This window comes from Halomonas kalidii (genome assembly GCF_030010475.1).
Taxonomy (GTDB): Bacteria; Pseudomonadota; Gammaproteobacteria; order Pseudomonadales; family Halomonadaceae; genus Halomonas; species Halomonas heilongjiangensis.
On sequence record NZ_JASCQN010000025.1, the window covers coordinates 80,277 to 96,162 of the forward strand.

Sequence of the window (15,886 nt, forward strand, 5' to 3'; positions counted from 1 at the left end):
GGCAGCCGACAGGAGAGCCCTCATGACCGATACCATGCGCGCCATGCGCCTGCACGCCCCGGGCCAGTCCCTGGTGCCGGAGGAGATTCCCCGACCTGCGCCCGGTCGCGGCGAGGTGCAGCTGCGTGTGCTGGCCTGCGGGGTGTGTCGCACCGACCTGCATGTGGTGGACGGTGAGCTGCCCGCCCCGCGCCTGCCGCTGGTGCCCGGCCACGAGATCGTCGGCGAGGTCACGGAACTGGGCGAGGGCGTCACGGGGGTGGCGGTCGGCGAGCGGGTCGGCGTGCCCTGGCTGGGCTGGACCTGCGGAGAGTGCGAATCCTGCCGCCGGGGCGAGGAGAACCTCTGCGAACGTGCCGAGTTCACCGGCTACACTCGTGACGGTGGCTATGCGGAGTACGCCATGGCCGACGCCCGCTACTGCTTTCCCGTGCATGACGAGGATGCCCAGGCGGCCGCACCGCTGCTCTGCGCCGGGCTGATCGGCTACCGCACCTGGCGGCTGGCCGGCGGCGAGGCGAACCGGCGGCTCGGCATCTACGGCTTCGGGGCCGCCGCCCATATCCTCGCCCAGCTGGCGCTGGCTCGTGGCCAGCGGGTCTTCGCCTTCACCCGCCCCGGCGACGACGAGGCCCAGGCCTTCGCCCGTCGTCTCGGTGCCGAGTGGGCCGGCGGCAGCGACGAGGCCCCGCCCGAGCCGCTGGATGCCGCCCTGCTGTTCGCCCCGGTGGGCGATCTCGTTCCCGCCGCGCTCTCCCACGTGCGCCCGGGCGGCAGGGTGGTCTCGGGGGGCATCCACATGTCCGATATCCCGTCCTTTCCCTACCGCCTGCTGTGGGAGGAGCGCTCGGTGAAGTCGGTGGCCAACCTCACTCGCCGCGACGGCGAGGAGTTCCTGGCGCTCGCCCCCGAGGTACCGATCCGCACCGAGACCCGCGCCTATCCGCTGGGGGAGGCCAACCGGGCGCTCGCCGACCTGCGCGAGGGGAGGTTCTCCGGCGCCGCGGTGCTGATTCCTTGACTAGTCGAAGAGATCGCCCTGGGCCCGGGGCGGCCGGAATGCCGTGGTATCCAGCCGCATGGCCTCGCTGGTGGCGGGCGCGTTGAGGCCGAGGCGTCGACAGACCGTACGGAAGCGCTGCTCGAGCAGGTCGGCGAAGACACCCTGACCACGCATGCGGTGACCGAAACGCGGGTCGTAGTCCAGCCCGCCGCGACACTGGCGAATCAGGCTCATCACCTTGGCGGCCCTCTCCGGGTAGTGGGCCTCGAGCCATGCCGCGAACAGCGGCGCCACCTCCCGGGGCAGGCGCAGCAGCGTCCAGCCGGCCCAGTCGGCGCCGGCCTCTCGTGCGGCGCCGAGCAGCCGCTCCATCTCGTGATCCGTCAGGCCGGGAATCACCGGCGCCACCAGGGTGCCCACCGGCACGCCGGCTTCGGCCAGGGTGCCGATCACCCGCAGCCGCGCGCCGGGCGAGGCGGCACGGGGCTCCAGGGTGCGCTTGAGATCGCTGTCGAGGCTGGTCAGGCTGACCATCACCCGCACCAGGCGGTGCCCGGCGAGGTCGCGCAGCAGGTCGAGGTCGCGCAGCACCAGCGCGCTCTTGGTCACGATCGAGACCGGATGGCGACACGCGAGCAACAGTTCCAGGATGGCGCGGGTGGTGCGCCGTTCGGCCTCCAGCGGCTGATAGCAGTCGGTGTTGCCGGAGAGGGCGATCGGCCGGCAGACGTAGCCGGGCTTGCCCAGCTCTTCCTCCAGCCGCTCGACCAGGCCGTTACGGGTGATCAGCCTGGTCTCGAAGTCCAGTCCCGGCGAGAGGTCCCAGTAGGCATGGCTGGGGCGGGCATAGCAGTAGATGCAGCCGTGCTCGCAGCCGCGGTAGGGGTTGAGCGAGCGATCGAAGGGCAGGTCGGGCGAGGTGTTCCACGACAGGGCGCTGCGGGTGCGCTCGTCGCGGACCTCGGTGGCCAGCCGCTCGGGGACCGCCTCCTGCCACCAGCCGTCGTCGACGGCCTCGCTGACGGTGGGGGCGAAGCGGTTGCGCGGGTCGAAGGTGGCGCCACGCCCCTTGCGGACCATGGCGTCGCGATGGCGGTTCGTGCTCATGGCGATCCTCCGGAAACTGTATATATAAACAGTATAGAGGGGTACCGGCAGGATGTCAGCCGTCCTGCGGAGGACGGCCATGACTCTGGTAACATGAGCGGCCCGACATGGACGACTTGCCTGGAGCGGCCCCGTGACCGATACCCCCCTGCCCATTGCCGCACCCGACCGGCGCCTCGGCGAGCGCGTCGGTGCCTACCTCGATACCCTGACCAAGCCGCCGGGAAGCCTGGGCCGCCTGGAGCGGCTCGCGGTGGACCTGGCCGCGATGACCGGTGAGCCCTTTCCCCGGGTCACGCCGCCCGGTGTGCTGGTCTTCGCCGCCGATCATGGCATCGCCGACGAGGGGGTCTCCGCCTTTCCCCGCGAGGTGACGGCCCAGATGGTGACCAATTTCGTCGCCGGCGGCGCGGCGATCAACGTCTTCGCCCGCCGGATCGGCGCGCGGCTCGAGGTGATCGACGTCGGCGTGGCCAGCGAGGTTGCCGGCCAGGACGTCGTCGACGAGAAGGTACGGCCCGGCACGGCCAACTTCGCCCGCCGGGACGCCATGAGCCGGGCTGAGGCCGAGGCGGCCATCGAGGCGGGCCGGCGTGCCGCCGGGCGCGCCGCCGCGGCCGGCTGTCGCTGCCTGATCATCGGCGAGATGGGCATCGCCAACACCACCGCCAGCAGCGCCGTGCTGGCGGTGCTGACCGGCGAGCCGGTGGCGCGGCTGGTGGGGCGCGGCACCGGCATCGACGATGCCCGCCTGGCCCACAAGCGGGAGGTGATCGAGCGCGCGATCGCTGCTCGGGGCGCCGATCCCGGGGATCCGCTGGGCGTACTGGCGGCCTTGGGCGGGCTGGAGATCGCCGCCATGACCGGCGCCTGCCTGGAGGCGGCGGTGCGCCGGGTGCCGCTGCTGGTCGACGGCTTCATCGCCACGCTGGCGGCCCTGGTGGCCTGCCGGCTCGCACCGGGGGCGCGTGACTACCTGATCTTCGGCCATCGCTCCCGGGAGCCGGGACATGACGTGGTCCTGGCGGCACTCGACGCCCAGCCGCTGCTCGACCTCGACCTGCGGCTGGGCGAGGGCACCGGAGCGGCGCTGGCCTTTCCGCTGCTGGACGCCGCCTGCCGCATGCTGGCGGAGATGGCGTCCTTCACCACTGCCGGGGTAGCCGGCGGCGACCAGACATGAGCCAGGCGCCTTTGAGCCTGTCACTGCTGGCCCTGGTGCTGGCGGCCATCGCCGTCGACCTGCTGGTCGGTGACCCGAGCCGGCTGCCCCATCCGGTGGTGGTCATGGGGCGAGTGATCGCCCGGCTCGAGCGGGCCTGGAACCACGGCTCGGCGGCGGCTCGCCGGGCCAGGGGTGTCCTGCTGACGGCGATGGTGGTGCTCGGCGTCTACGCACTCGCCTGGGGGCTGCTCGCGCTGCTCGGCCGGCTCGACCCCTGGCTGGCCATGGCGGCGGAGCTCTGGTTGCTGGCCACGACCCTGGCGATCAAGGGGCTGCGCGATGCCGCCCGGGCGGTGGCCTCGCCCCTGGGCCGGGGCGACCTGCCGGGGGCGCGACGGGCACTGGCGATGATCGTCGGTCGCGATACCGCGGCGCTGGACGAGGGCGAGATCAGCCGGGGCGCGGTGGAGACCGTGGCCGAGAACACGGTGGACGGCATCACCGCGCCGCTGTTCTGGGCGCTGCTCGGCGGGGCGCCGCTGGCGCTGGCCTACAAGGCGGTGAATACCCTGGATTCGATGGTCGGCTACCGCAACGCTCGCCATGCCGACTTCGGCTGGGCCTCGGCCCGGCTCGACGACCTGGCCAACTGGCTGCCGGCGCGCCTGACCGCCCTGGCCCTGTGGCTCGGTGCCCGGGGACTGCCCGGGCACTGGCGGCATCGCGGCGCCCTGGCGGCGACTCGGCGGGAGGCCCCGCGCCACCCCAGCCCCAATGCCGGCTGGCCCGAGGCGATGGTGGCCCGGCTGCTCGGCGTGCAACTGGGCGGCGTCAACCACTACGGCGGCGAGCCTTCCCGCCGCGCCCTCCTTGGCGAGCCCCTCAAAGCGCTCGGGGCGGCGCATATCGGCCGCGCGGTTCGCCTGATGCACGGGGGCTGGTCGGCCTTCCTGCTGCTGATGCTGCCGGCGGTGTTGGTGCGGGAGTGGCTGGCATGAGGCGATCCGACGAGGCCTGGCCGAGCCATGGCGGCCAGGCGGCGACGCTGCTGGCGCGTTTCGGCCTGCCCGCCGACCATGAGCTGCTCGACTTCAGCGCCAATATCAATCCGCTGGGGCCGCCGGCCTGGCTGGCCGAGCGGTTGCTGGCAGCGCTCGACGGGCTGGCCCGCTACCCCGACCCGGACTACCGCGAGGCGCGTGAGGCCATCGCGGCCGCCGAGGGCGTGACACCGGCGCAGGTGCTGCCGACCAACGGCGGGGCCGAGGCGATCTTCCTGGTCGCGGCGGCTCACGCCGGCGGCCGGGCGGCGATCGTCGAGCCGACCTTCTCCGAGTATGCCCGCGCCTGTCGTCAGCACGGCCTGACGGTCGACGCGCGCTTCCTCGAGTCGCAGCGCTTCGCTCTGGACGAGGCGGCGGCCCTGGAGGCCGTGGCGCGCAACGACGTGCTGTTCCTGTGCCGGCCCAACAACCCCACCGGCACCCTGGTCGAGCGCCGGGGCATCGAGCGGCTGCTGGCGGCTGGCCTCGAGCGCGGCGGCACCCTGGTGGTCGACGAGGCCTTCGTCGACTTCGTGACGCCAGACGAGCGCCTGACCCCGCTGCTGGCGAGCTGGCCGAACCTGATCCTGCTGCGTTCCCTGACCAAGCTCTACGCCATTCCCGGCCTGCGCCTCGGCTACCTGCTCGGCGGCGCCGAGGCGGTGGCGCGCCTCCGCGCGCGGCAGATGCCGTGGAGCGTGAACCACCTCGCCGCCAGCCTGGTGGCCCCGCTGCTGGCCGATCACGACTTCCTCGCTCGCACCCGGCAATGGCTGGCCGACGAGCAACCGCGGCTGCAGGCCGGGCTCGCTGCCGCGGGCCTCGAGGTGGTCCCGAGCCGGGCCAACTTCTTCCTGGTGCGGCCGGCGTCGGAGCCCGAAGCGACGGCAGGGCAATCGCCGATACACATAACGCAAGAGCCGGGGATAGGTCGAAGAGGAGGTCATTTGCCATGGATGGCAAATGTAGCGCCCAGGGAGGGGTTCATAGCGCCTCCTCGAAGACCTATTGACGGCTCAATTCAGGCGATAAAGCCAACGGCAATAGCTCTGGCGACAACGGAGGCCCTCTTCGAGCACCTGCTGCGCTCGGGCATCCTGGCCCGGCACACCCACAATTTCCCCGGCCTCGACGGCGGCTGGCTGCGCCTGGCGCTGCGCGATCGCGCCGACAACGAGCGGCTGCTGGCGACCCTGGCCGAATGGAGGCCGGCATGATCGCCTTCGTCAGCGGCGGGGCGCGTTCCGGCAAGAGCGACTTCGCCGAGCGGCTGGTCCGGGAGTGGCACCGGGCGCGCGGCGGGCGGCGCTACTACCTGGCCACCGCCCGGGCCTCGGACACCGAGATGACGGCGCGCATCGCCCGTCATCGCCGCGAACGCGGCGACGGCTGGTTCACCCTGGAGGCGCCGCTGGCGCTCGACACGGGCCTGGCCCGGGTCGAGGACGGCGGCACCGTGCTGCTCGACTGCCTGACCCTGTGGGCCAGCCAGTGGCTCTACGGCGGTGGAGGCGCGGCGGCGCAGGGCGAACGCCTGCTGGGCGAACTGCTGACCCGTGCCCGGGGGCGGTCGATCGCCCTGGTGGTGGTCTCCAATGACATCAACGAAGCCCTGCCGCCGCGGGATCCCGAGGTGTGGCGCTATCTCGCCTTCCTGCAGCGGCTGCACCGGCAACTGGCCCGGGAGGCCGACCGGGTGGTCGAGGTGGTCGCCGGCCTGCCCATCGACTGGAAGGAGGCGAGATGAGGGAAGCGGGCTACGGGCTGCTGCTGGCGGTCCAGTTCCTGAGCCGGCTGCCGGTGCCGGTCGAGTGCCCCTGGACGGCCGCGACCAGCCGCTGGGCACTGCGCTGCTATCCGCTGGTGGGGCTGCTGCTGGGTGCCATCCTGGCTGGCGTGAGCCTGGTGCTGCACGACCGGGTTCCCACGCCGCTGCTGGCGCTGGTGCTGCTCAGCCTGTGGGTGGCGCTCTCCGGCGGCCTGCACCTGGACGGCCTGATGGACGTGGCCGATGCGCTGGGCAGCAATGCGCCCCTGGCGCGACGCTGGGAGATCATGAAGGATCCCCAGGTGGGCAGCTTCGCCATCCTGGCGCTGCTCTTCCTGCTCGCCTGGAAGGCCATGCTGTTGTGGGCGCTGCTGGAGGCCGGCACGCATCCGGCGGTGTTGCTGGCGGTGCCAGCCCTGGGGCGCTTCGGGGCGGTGCTGCTGCTCGGGCTCGCCCCCTGTGCCCGCCGGGAAGGGCTGGCCTGGGCCTGGCGGCAGCACCTGGGCCATCGCGATCTGCTGTTCTCGCTGGTGCCGCTGCTGCTGCTCTTCCACTGGTTGCCGGGCTGGCCGGGGCTGCTGGCCGCGTTGCTGGGCTTTCTGCTGCTGTACGGCCTGGCCATGACCCGGGCCTTCAAGGGCATCAACGGCGATATCGTCGGTGCCGCCATCGAGGGAGGAGAACTATGGCTGCTGCTGATCGCCTGGAGCTGGTGGTCGTTCGCCATGGGCTGACCGCCTGGAATCGAGAGCGTCGCTACCAGGGCCAGCGCGACATTCCGCTGCTGCTGCCCGAGGCGCGCCCGGGCCTGGATCTGCTGCGCGACCATCTGGCCGCGGAACGTTTCGATGCCATCCACTGCAGCGACCTGACCCGCTGTCGTCAGACCCTGGCCCATGTGCTCGCGGGGCGGGGGGGCGAGATCGAGACGCGGTTCGATGCGCGGCTGCGCGAGCTCGACTTCGGTGACTACGAGGGCAAGTGCTACGCTGAGCTCAAGGAACTGGCGACATACCGCGAGTGGATCGATAGCCGCGGCGAACAGGCGCCGCCGAACGGCGAGTCGGCGGCCGCCCTGCGCGAGCGCCTGGCGGCGTGGCTGGGCGAGCTGCTCGTGGCCGCCGAGGCCGGGGGTCACCGTCGTGTGCTGACGCTGACCCACGGCGGGGTCATCCGCGAGCTGCGCCGGCGTTTCGAGGCGATCGACTTCTGGGAGGGCAGCGTGGGGCAGGCCCAGGGCCGGCGCTTCGTGTTCGTTCACCAGGAAGGAGGCTGGCGATGCAGCTCTTCATCGGCGGTGCCTGCGCCGGCAAGCGCGACGCGGTAAGCGAGCGCTTCCCCGCGGCGAAGTGGCACCATCTCGCCCCCGGCGTTCCCCTGGGGGCCTGGCGCGAGACGGTGGTGGCCGGCCATCCGCTGGTGCTGACCGGCTGGACGGCCTGGCTCGAGGCGGCGCTGGCCGCGGTGCCCGACGACGACCGGCTGCGCCGCGAGTGGGGCGGGGGGCTTGCCGCGCTCGCCGATGCCGAGCGCGAGATGGCTCTCGAGGTGGTGCTGATCCTGCCGGAGATGGGGCGCGGCATCGTGCCCATGGCCGCCGAGGCTCGCCGGCTGCGCGACCTGGCCGGCTGGCTGGCACAGGACGCCGCCAGGCGCAGCGACGCGGTGTGGTACGTACGCCATGGCCTGGTGCGGCGGCTGGGCTGAGCCAGGTCAAGACCGGGGCAGATGCGCGTTGACGCTCTCCGGTGGGGTTGCTAGCTTACCTCCTCTCTCAGGTACCGGCGGCACCATCCGCCGGTGAAACGGGAAGTCGGTGCGCGCTCCCATGCCGCCATTCCGACGCTGCCCCCGCAACGGTGATCGAGACAAGAACGGCCTTCATGCCACTGTGCCCAGGCACGGGAAGGCGGTCGTTCGGGAAGCCGGGTGTTCCAGACACCGCGTCCGCTCGTCAGCCCGGAGACCGGCCCGAGAGAACAGGAAGCGCTGAACAAATTGACGAGCGGAATGAAGCGCAAGGCGCACGCAGCGCAAAAACCGGAGCCTATGCGGTATAGGTGAGGATTTTGAGCAGCGCGCAACGCAGCGATTCGTCCGCGCAGGCATTTGTTCGGTGCTTACCTCATGCCGGGTTGCGGTGGGCGACTACGAGGCAGGGCAGGCGCCGTCGTTTTCCCTCTTCCTCGCTCCCCTTGCCCCGGCGATAAAAAACGCCATTCGACCGTGCGGGTAGGCACGGCGAGCAAGGGAAGCCCATGAACACCAGAATCCATGCCGTCCATGGCCTGGCCGCCTTCGGTCTCGCCGCGTTGCCGTTGACCGTGAATGCCCAGACCGCCCAAGCCGAGATGGACGAGTCGCTGAGCCTCAATCCGCTGGTGGTTACCGCCACCCTGGCCCCCCGCACCGCCGACCAGAGTCTCGCCTCGGTCACCGTACTCGACGAGGCGACCCTGCGTCGTCAGGATCCGACCAGTCTCACCGACCTCTTCCGTGGCCAGCCTGGCGTGGATGTTTCAACGAACGGTTCCTTCGGCAAGCACAGCAGCGTCTTTATTCGCGGCACCAACAGCGACCAGAACGTGCTGCTGATCGACGGTATCCGCCTGCGTTCCGCAACCACGGGTGGTGCCGCCTGGCAGTTCCTCGACCCGCGCCTGTTCCAGCGCGCCGAGATCGTGCGGGGACCGCGCGGCAGCCTCTACGGGGCCGATGCCGTGGGAGGCGTGGTGCAGCTGTTCACCCCCGAGGGCGAGGAGGGGGGGCCGCATCCGCGGATTTCCGCCGGCGGCGGCTCCTTCGGTTCCCAGCGCTACAGCGCCGGGCTCTCCGGCAGCAGTGGGGGCACCCGCTACAGCTTCGCCGGCAGCCACTTCAGCACCGACGGCGCCCCGGTGGTGCGTGACGGTGACGACAAGGGCTACGACAACACCACCGGCCTGGCGCGGCTGTCGCATACCTTCGACGGCGGTGCCGAGCTAGGCGTATTGGCGTTGCGGGCGCGGGGCAACACCGAGTTCGTCGGGGGCAACACCGACTACGTGCAGCAGGTGGCCGGCATCTACGGGGAAGTGCCGGTGACCGAGACCTGGCGTAGCCGCCTGACCCTGAGTGAATCGCGAGACGAGAGTGACAACTTTCAGGATTTCGGAACTACCGTCTTTGACACCCGATCAAAGACGGCCCGCTGGGAAAACACCCTTGGCCTGGGCCCCCATGAAGTGATCGCCGGTGCAGAATATGGTGAAGACAGGGTCAGCGGCACCACCGCCTACGATGAAGACAGCCGAGACAATGCTGCGCTCTTTGCCCAAGGCCTGCTGGACTTCACCCCGGTGACAGCGCAGGCCAGCATGCGCTACGACGATAACGAAGCCTTCGGTGAGGAGATCACCGGCAGTCTGGCGCTGGGCTACGAGCTGGACGCCCATCATACCCTGAGGGCCAGTTACGGTACTGCCTTCAAGGCACCTTCCTTCAATGACCTGTATTTCCCCGGTTTCGGTAATCCCGACCTCGAGGCCGAGACCTCCGAGACCTTCGAGGTCGGGGTGCGTGGTCAGTACCGTCCCCTCTTCTGGGATCTGGCCGCCTACCAGACCGACGTCGACGATCTGATCGCCTTTACCGAGCAAGGGGGGCTCCTGGCACCCTTCAATGTCGCCGAGGCCCGCATTCGCGGTGTGGAGCTCTCCGCGGGTGCCGAACTCGATGACTGGACCCTGCAGGCGGCGCTCACCTATACCGACCCGGAGGATCGCGAGACGGGTAACCGCCTGGTGCGGCGTGCCGGCCAGAGCCTGCGTCTGGACGTCGACCGCAAACTCGGCGACTGGTCGCTGGGCGGCTCCTGGGTCGTGCAGAACCATCGCTACAACGATGCCGACAACGAGCAACGCCTGCCGGGCTTCGGGCTAGTCAACCTGCGGGCCGGCTGGGCCTTCGCGCCGCTGTGGTCGGCTCGGCTCACGGTGGAGAACGCCCTCGACAGGGAGGTCGTCACGGCCCGGGACTTCGGCGGCCGCGATTTCCTCGATGCCGGTCGTGCCGCCTTCGTCAGCGTGCATTTCGGTCAGTGAGGCCCGAGTCGATGCGACGAGTCGGCAGGATGGCATGGCTGGTCGTCGGACTGCTGAGCGCAGGGCAGGTGGGGGCGGCGGATACCGGTCCCTGTGTCACCGACGACCGCAACCGTGAGGTGTGCCTCGAGCGACCGGCCGAACGCATCGCCGTGCTCTCGCCCGGAGCGACGGAGTTGACCTATGCCGCGGGGGCGGGCGACAAGGTGGTAGCGGTGGTCGCCCATAGCGACTATCCGCCGGAAGCCAGGGAGGTGACCTCGGTGGGCAGCCATACCCGAGTCGATCTCGAGGCCCTGGTGGCGTTGCAACCGGACCTGGTGATCGGCTGGGTGACCGGCAATCCTGCCGAACAGCTCGAGACCCTCGAGGCGCTGGGTATGGCGGTGTTCTATATCGAGCCGCGGGATGTCGAGGGTGTCTCGCGTGCCATCGAGCGCCTGGCGTTGCTGGCCGACACCCGGGAGGAGGGCGACAGGGTGGCGCAGGACTTCCGTGACGGCATGGCCGAGCTGGCGGCGCGCCATGCCGACAGCGCGCCGGTGGCGACCTTCTATCAGGTCTGGGACGAGCCGCTGATGACCGTCAATGACGAGCACCTGATCGGCAAGGTAGTGGCGATGTGCGGGGGCATCAACGTGTTCGGCGATCGGTCCCGGTTGGTGCCGCGCATCGACGATGAGTCGGTGCTGGCCGCCGATCCCGAAGCGATCGTTGCCGGTGGCATGGGCGAGGAGAGCCGCGACTGGCTGACCCATTGGGAGCAGTATCAGACCCTCCAGGCGGTGGCCCGCGACAATCTGTTCTTCGTGCCGCCATCCTTGATCCAGCGACCCACGCCGCGGCTGCTCGAGGGCAGCCGGATCCTCTGCGAGAAGCTGGAGGTGGCCCGTGGCAGGCGCTGAGCGAGGCGCGCGATGCGCCAGTTGAGCCTGCCCCTCGGCGTGCTGCTGGTGGCAGCGCTGGCCGCCCTGGTGCTGTCGGTCGGCGTCGGCAGCGCCAGCGTGGCGCCGGCGGAGCTGTGGGCGGTACTGCGCGGCCAGGGCGAGGCCCTGCCGCGCACCCTGGTGCTCGACCTGCGAGTGCCGCGCTCCCTTTCGGCCTTCGCCACCGGCGGCCTGCTGGCGGTGGCCGGTGCGCTGATGCAGGTGTTGCTGCGCAACCCGCTGGCCGACCCCTATGTGCTGGGGCTCTCCGGCGGTGCCGCCGTGGGGGCGCTGGCGGCGATGCTGGCGGGGCTCGGCGGCATGGTGATTTCCGGCTCGGCGTTCGCCGGCGCCCTGCTCTCCACCCTGCTGGTCTTCGGTCTGGCCCATGGCACCGGCAGCTGGACGCCGTCGCGGCTGCTGCTCACCGGGGTGGTGGTGGCCGCCGGCTGGGGCGCGGTGATCACCCTGATGCTGGCGGTCAGCCCCGCCGACCGGCTGCCGGGGATGCTCTACTGGCTGATGGGTGATCTCTCCTATGCGCGCACCCCCTTGCCGCCGCTGACCCTGCTGCTGGCGGTCTGCCTGCTGGTGATTCCACTGGGGCGCAGCCTCAACGTGCTGGCGCGAGGGCCGCTGCAGGCCGCCGCGCTGGGCGTGGCGGTACGGCCGCTGGAGTGGACGATCTATATCGCCGCCAGCCTGCTCACCGCCATGGCGGTGACCACCGCCGGCAGCATCGGCTTCGTCGGCCTGGTGGTGCCGCACATGCTGCGCCTGGTGCTGGGCAACGACCAGCGGCTGATCCTGCCGGCCTGTGCCCTGGCCGGTGGGACCCTGCTGGTGCTGGCGGATACCCTGGCGCGCACCATGATCGCCCCGGAGCAGCTGCCGGTGGGGGTGATCACCGCGCTGCTTGGCGTTCCCACCTTCCTCTATCTGCTCTATCGGAGCCGCTGATGAGCCGTCTCGAGATCCGCGACCTGATCATCGACGTGCCTGGCCGCGGCGACGGCCGGTCGCTCGGCCTGATCCTGGAGCCGGGGCAGGTATGGGGCGTGCTCGGCCCCAACGGGGCCGGCAAGACCACCCTGCTGCATACCCTGGCCGGCCTGCGCCCGCCCCGGACCGGCAGCGTGCTGCTGGATGGCCGGCCGCTGGATGCGCTGGGGCGCCGCGAGATCGCCCGTGCCCTGGGGCTGGTGTTCCAGGATCGCCAGGACGGCTTTCCCGCCACGGTGCGCGAGACGGCACTGATCGGCCGCCATCCCTGGCTGTCGCCGTGGCAGATGGAGGGCGGCGAGGACCTGCGCCTGGCCGAGGTGGCGCTGCAGCGCCTCGATGTCGCCCACCTGGCCGAGCGCCTGGTGAGCACGCTCTCCGGCGGCGAGCGTCAGCGGTTGGCCATCGCCACGGTGCTGACCCAGGCGCCGCGCATCTGGCTCGCCGACGAACCGACCAACCATCTCGACCTGCATCATCAGACCGCGGTCATGGCACTGCTCGCCGAGCAGGCCGGGGCAGGTAATGCGGTGATGATGTGCCTGCACGATCTCAACCTGGCGGCGCGCTGGTGCGACCAGCTGCTGCTCCTCTACCCCGATGGCGAGGCGTGTTGGGGCCCCCGCGACGCCATGCTGGAGCCTGCCGCGCTCGAGGCGTTGTACGGCCAGCGCCTGGCCACCGCGGAGGTGGAGGGCGCCCCCGTTTTCGTACCCGTGAGATAGCGCCAAGTGGGCCTGTCGGCGCTATCAATGGTTGGCGCGGGCGGGTCTGTGCTGGCAGATCTTGCGTGGGAGCTTTACAGAGCGTTGCGAAAGCGCATGATGCGGCGCTGGTCGACGGGATCATCGAGAAAATCGACATGCACGCCGAAGGTATGGCGCAGCCTTGCGGCCGTCAGTACCTGGCTGGGTGGGCCGACATCGACCAGACGCCCGCCATCCATCACGCCGATGCGGTCACACTCCATGGCCTGATTGAGGTCATGCAGGGCGATGACCACCGTGACAGACAGCCGCCGTACCAATTTCAGGATCGACAGTTGGTGACGAATGTCGAGGTGGTTGGTGGGCTCGTCGAGCAGCAGGATTCTCGGCTGCTGAGCCAGGGCGCGCGCGATGTGGACACGCTGGCGTTCGCCGCCGGACAGCGTATGCCAGAGTCGATCCGCCAGATGTGTCATGCCGACGTTGGCGAGTGCCTGGGAGACGACGGCATCATCCTGCTCCGACCACGCCTGTAGCGCCGAGAGGAAGGGCGTCCGGCCCAGGGCCACCGCCTCGCGTACCACGATGCGGTCGAGGGTCTCGGCCTGCTGCTCGACGAAGGCGATGATTCGGGCGATGTCGCGCTGGCGCATCGCGTACATCGATGCCTCGTTCACCAATACGCGACCGCTCCTGGGCTTGCGCAGACCGGCGAGCACTCGCAGCAGGGTGGTCTTGCCCGAGCCGTTCGGGCCGATCAGGCCGAAGGTCTCACCGGGCGCCACCGTGAGGCTGACGTCGTCCAGCAGCTTGTGGCCGTGGACCGACCAGTCGATGCGTTCGGCAGCTAGCCTCATTTCGTCCTCGTTCCACGCACCAGGATCAGGGCAAAAGCCGGAGCGCCGACCAGCGCCGTGACGACTCCGATCGGCAGCACCTGCCCCGGTACCAGGATGCGCGAGAGAATATCCGCCCCGATCAGGAACACCGCGCCGGCCAACGCCGAGGCGGGCACCAGCCGGGTGTGGCGGCTGCCGACCAGAAAGCGCATGGCGTGAGGAATCACCAGCCCCACGAAGCCGATGGCGCCGACCATGGAGACCATCACCGCGGTGACCAGGGCCATGCTGGCAATCAGGATGCCGCGCACGCGGCGCACGGGGATGCCCAGCGAGGCGGCGCTGTCGGCACCGAAGGTGAAGGCATCCAGTGCCCGCCGATACCATAGGCAGACCAGCAGGCCGGCCACGGCGGCGGGCAGTCCCAGGGCGACATCCTCCCAGCGCACACCGGAGAGGTTGCCCATCAGCCAGAACATGATGCCCCGCGCCTGCTCGGCGCTTGCCGACCTGGCGATGATAAAGGCGGTGAGGGCATTGAACAGCTGCGACCCGGCGATGCCGGCCAGGATGATGGCCCCCGCGGCCTGGGTACTGCGTCCGCCTCCGGTGCCACTGCTGGCGGCATGGGCGAGCATTACCACCAGGCCAAACGCCAGCCCCGCCCCGGCGAAGGCGCCGAGAGAGAGCGTGACGACGCCGGCGCCGAGCCCGGCGATGGTCACCGCCACGGCACCGGTGGAGGCGCCGGCGGATATTCCCATCAGGAAGGGGTCGGCCAGGGGGTTGCGCAGCAGTGCCTGCAGGACCACGCCGGCAAGCGCCAGTCCGGCCCCGCAACAGGCGGCAAGAATGGCGCGACTGAGGCGGTAGTTCCAGACGATACCGGCGTCGATCCGGTCCACCGCATGCTCCGCTCCCCACAGCCTGTTGGCCAATACCTTGAGGATCGTGTCCAGCGAAATCGGCGTCTCGCCGATGGCGGTACCGGTCATTATCGCCATGAACAGGATCAATGGTGTCAGCCAGGCCCAATGCCAGCGAAAATGTATCGCTGGGCGCAATGCCAGGGTCGAAATCATTGGTCGAAGGGCATCATCGACAGGGCCTCGACCAGCGTTTCGAGACCGAAGATCGTGCGCATGGTGGCGCTCATCGCGTGGGCATCCATTTCGATGATGCGTCCGTTCCTCACTGCCGACATTTCGCGGGCCACGGGGTCGCTATGTAGAAATTCGAGTTTATTGGCGATATCGTCAGCCGGGAAGCGGCGGCGGTCCATGCTGGCGACCACGATGATATCCGGGTCGGCCCGGGCGATGGTTTCCCAGCCGACCACTGGCCACTCTTCATCGGACTTCACCACGTTGTGGATGCCCAAGGCGTCCATCATATAGCCCGGTGCGCCGAGCCGGCCGGCGGCGAAGGGATCCGCCGATTCGTCGGGAGAGGAGAACCAGAACAGCGCTGACAGGTCTTCCGGCAGCTCCAGCCGCCTGGCACTCTCGATGGCGCTGGCCTCGCGCGCCTGGAGGTCGGCGACCAGGGCGTCCCCGGCCTCGCGTACATCGAAGATACTGGCCAGCTCGAGAATGCCCTTGTAGACGGACTCAGGGGAGAAGGCGGCGATGCGAGTGCCGTCGCCACCGGTGCTGTTGTCCTTGGTGTCGCAGTCGGCCGGCATGATGTAAGTGGTGATGCCGAGCTCATGGAACTGCTCTCGGCTCGCCACGCTTCCGGTGGGGCCGACATGCCACTCATATTGGGCGGCGACAAGATCGGGCCTGCGGCTTATGACGGACTCGAAACTCGGATCGTTGTCGGCGAGACGCTCGATATCGGCATTGACTTCCTGAAATTCTGGAAGCACGGGATTGAACCACACTGAGGTTCCGGATACCCGCTCGGAAAGTCCCAGTGCATAGAGGATTTCCGTAGCCGATTGTCCGACGGTAACCATGCTTTCCGGTGCGGATGGGAAACTGATTTCCATGCCGCAATTCGTCAATGTCAGTGGATAATCGGTGGTATCCGCCATGACAAATGGCGCGGGAAAAAGAGCGAGAGTTGCCAGTAATCGTCGAGCGTAATTCATCACGTCAAATCCGGGTGGCGGAAGGGTGTTGGCCAATCTGACCCTGGTGGGCGGCGATCATAGCACTGCATTTTGCATGTCGGCGCCGCGATTGCCAGCTACCAGGACGAGAAAGACTTTGATATGTTATATTATAACAATTTTGAAGA

Annotated in this window: 16 protein-coding genes and 1 riboswitch; of the genes, 12 read left to right on the top strand and 4 right to left on the bottom strand. The window is 69.5% G+C overall.

Annotated features, from left to right (window positions below; genetic code table 11):
* The first annotated feature begins 22 nt into the window (after positions 1 to 22).
* Positions 23 to 1,021, top strand: coding sequence for a zinc-dependent alcohol dehydrogenase family protein (locus QLQ85_RS05060; protein ID WP_282737988.1), 999 nt, complete (start codon positions 23 to 25; stop codon positions 1,019 to 1,021).
* On the opposite strand, the gene QLQ85_RS05065 is transcribed toward QLQ85_RS05060, so the two are convergent.
* On the bottom strand, positions 1,022 to 2,110 hold the full coding sequence (locus tag QLQ85_RS05065) for a PA0069 family radical SAM protein (RefSeq protein ID WP_282737989.1): 1,089 nt from the start codon (positions 2,108 to 2,110) through the stop codon (positions 1,022 to 1,024).
* 133 nt (positions 2,111 to 2,243) lie between these two features.
* Between QLQ85_RS05065 and cobT the strand changes: the two genes are divergently transcribed.
* From cobT to QLQ85_RS05120, 11 genes are all read left to right on the top strand, one after another.
* Complete coding sequence (gene cobT, locus QLQ85_RS05070; protein ID WP_407650342.1) at positions 2,244 to 3,293, top strand: nicotinate-nucleotide--dimethylbenzimidazole phosphoribosyltransferase; 1,050 nt, start codon at positions 2,244 to 2,246, stop codon at positions 3,291 to 3,293.
* Positions 3,290 to 4,273, top strand: coding sequence for an adenosylcobinamide-phosphate synthase CbiB (gene cbiB / locus QLQ85_RS05075; RefSeq protein ID WP_282737990.1), 984 nt, complete (start codon positions 3,290 to 3,292; stop codon positions 4,271 to 4,273). The genes cobT and cbiB overlap by 4 nt, the downstream gene beginning before the upstream one ends.
* Positions 4,270 to 5,535, top strand: a complete 1,266-nt coding sequence (locus tag QLQ85_RS05080) for an aminotransferase class I/II-fold pyridoxal phosphate-dependent enzyme (RefSeq protein ID WP_282737991.1) — start codon at positions 4,270 to 4,272, stop codon at positions 5,533 to 5,535. The genes cbiB and QLQ85_RS05080 overlap by 4 nt, the downstream gene beginning before the upstream one ends.
* Complete coding sequence (locus tag QLQ85_RS05085; RefSeq protein ID WP_282737992.1) at positions 5,532 to 6,065, top strand: bifunctional adenosylcobinamide kinase/adenosylcobinamide-phosphate guanylyltransferase; 534 nt, start codon at positions 5,532 to 5,534, stop codon at positions 6,063 to 6,065. Before QLQ85_RS05080 ends, QLQ85_RS05085 begins: the two co-directional genes overlap by 4 nt.
* Positions 6,062 to 6,820 carry an adenosylcobinamide-GDP ribazoletransferase gene (gene cobS, locus QLQ85_RS05090; RefSeq protein WP_282737993.1) on the top strand — a complete coding sequence of 253 codons (759 nt, stop codon included), beginning with the start codon at positions 6,062 to 6,064 and terminating at the stop codon, positions 6,818 to 6,820. The genes QLQ85_RS05085 and cobS overlap by 4 nt, the downstream gene beginning before the upstream one ends.
* On the top strand, positions 6,772 to 7,413 hold the full coding sequence (locus QLQ85_RS05095; protein ID WP_282737994.1) for a histidine phosphatase family protein: 642 nt from the start codon (positions 6,772 to 6,774) through the stop codon (positions 7,411 to 7,413). Before cobS ends, QLQ85_RS05095 begins: the two co-directional genes overlap by 49 nt.
* Positions 7,365 to 7,793, top strand: a complete 429-nt coding sequence (locus QLQ85_RS05100; protein ID WP_282737995.1) for a bifunctional adenosylcobinamide kinase/adenosylcobinamide-phosphate guanylyltransferase — start codon at positions 7,365 to 7,367, stop codon at positions 7,791 to 7,793. The genes QLQ85_RS05095 and QLQ85_RS05100 overlap by 49 nt, the downstream gene beginning before the upstream one ends.
* 52 nt (positions 7,794 to 7,845) lie before the next feature.
* Positions 7,846 to 8,075, top strand: a riboswitch (cobalamin riboswitch).
* A gap of 269 nt (positions 8,076 to 8,344) precedes the next feature.
* A complete protein-coding gene (locus QLQ85_RS05105) occupies positions 8,345 to 10,168 on the top strand; it encodes a TonB-dependent receptor domain-containing protein (RefSeq protein WP_282737996.1) in 1,824 nt (607 codons plus the stop codon).
* 29 nt (positions 10,169 to 10,197) lie between these two features.
* Positions 10,198 to 11,073 carry a cobalamin-binding protein gene (locus QLQ85_RS05110; protein ID WP_282737997.1) on the top strand — a complete coding sequence of 292 codons (876 nt, stop codon included), beginning with the start codon at positions 10,198 to 10,200 and terminating at the stop codon, positions 11,071 to 11,073.
* A gap of 12 nt (positions 11,074 to 11,085) precedes the next feature.
* Positions 11,086 to 12,054, top strand: coding sequence for a FecCD family ABC transporter permease (locus tag QLQ85_RS05115; protein ID WP_282737998.1), 969 nt, complete (start codon positions 11,086 to 11,088; stop codon positions 12,052 to 12,054).
* Positions 12,054 to 12,821, top strand: a complete 768-nt coding sequence (locus QLQ85_RS05120; RefSeq protein ID WP_282737999.1) for an ABC transporter ATP-binding protein — start codon at positions 12,054 to 12,056, stop codon at positions 12,819 to 12,821. Before QLQ85_RS05115 ends, QLQ85_RS05120 begins: the two co-directional genes overlap by 1 nt.
* A gap of 74 nt (positions 12,822 to 12,895) precedes the next feature.
* Here QLQ85_RS05120 and QLQ85_RS05125 read toward each other — a convergent pair whose 3' ends face one another.
* The 3 genes from QLQ85_RS05125 to QLQ85_RS05135 are packed head-to-tail and all read right to left on the bottom strand — an operon-like array spanning position 12,896 to position 15,737.
* The gene (locus tag QLQ85_RS05125; RefSeq protein ID WP_282738000.1) at positions 12,896 to 13,660 is read right to left on the bottom strand and encodes an ABC transporter ATP-binding protein; all 765 of its coding nucleotides are present in this window, start codon (positions 13,658 to 13,660) and stop codon (positions 12,896 to 12,898) included.
* On the bottom strand, positions 13,657 to 14,724 hold the full coding sequence (locus QLQ85_RS05130; RefSeq protein ID WP_282738001.1) for a FecCD family ABC transporter permease: 1,068 nt from the start codon (positions 14,722 to 14,724) through the stop codon (positions 13,657 to 13,659). Before QLQ85_RS05130 ends, QLQ85_RS05125 begins: the two co-directional genes overlap by 4 nt.
* Entirely contained in the window at positions 14,721 to 15,737 is a 1,017-nt protein-coding gene (locus QLQ85_RS05135) for an ABC transporter substrate-binding protein (RefSeq protein ID WP_456070176.1), read from the bottom strand. The genes QLQ85_RS05130 and QLQ85_RS05135 overlap by 4 nt, the downstream gene beginning before the upstream one ends.
* Positions 15,738 to 15,886: the final 149 nt, after the last annotated feature.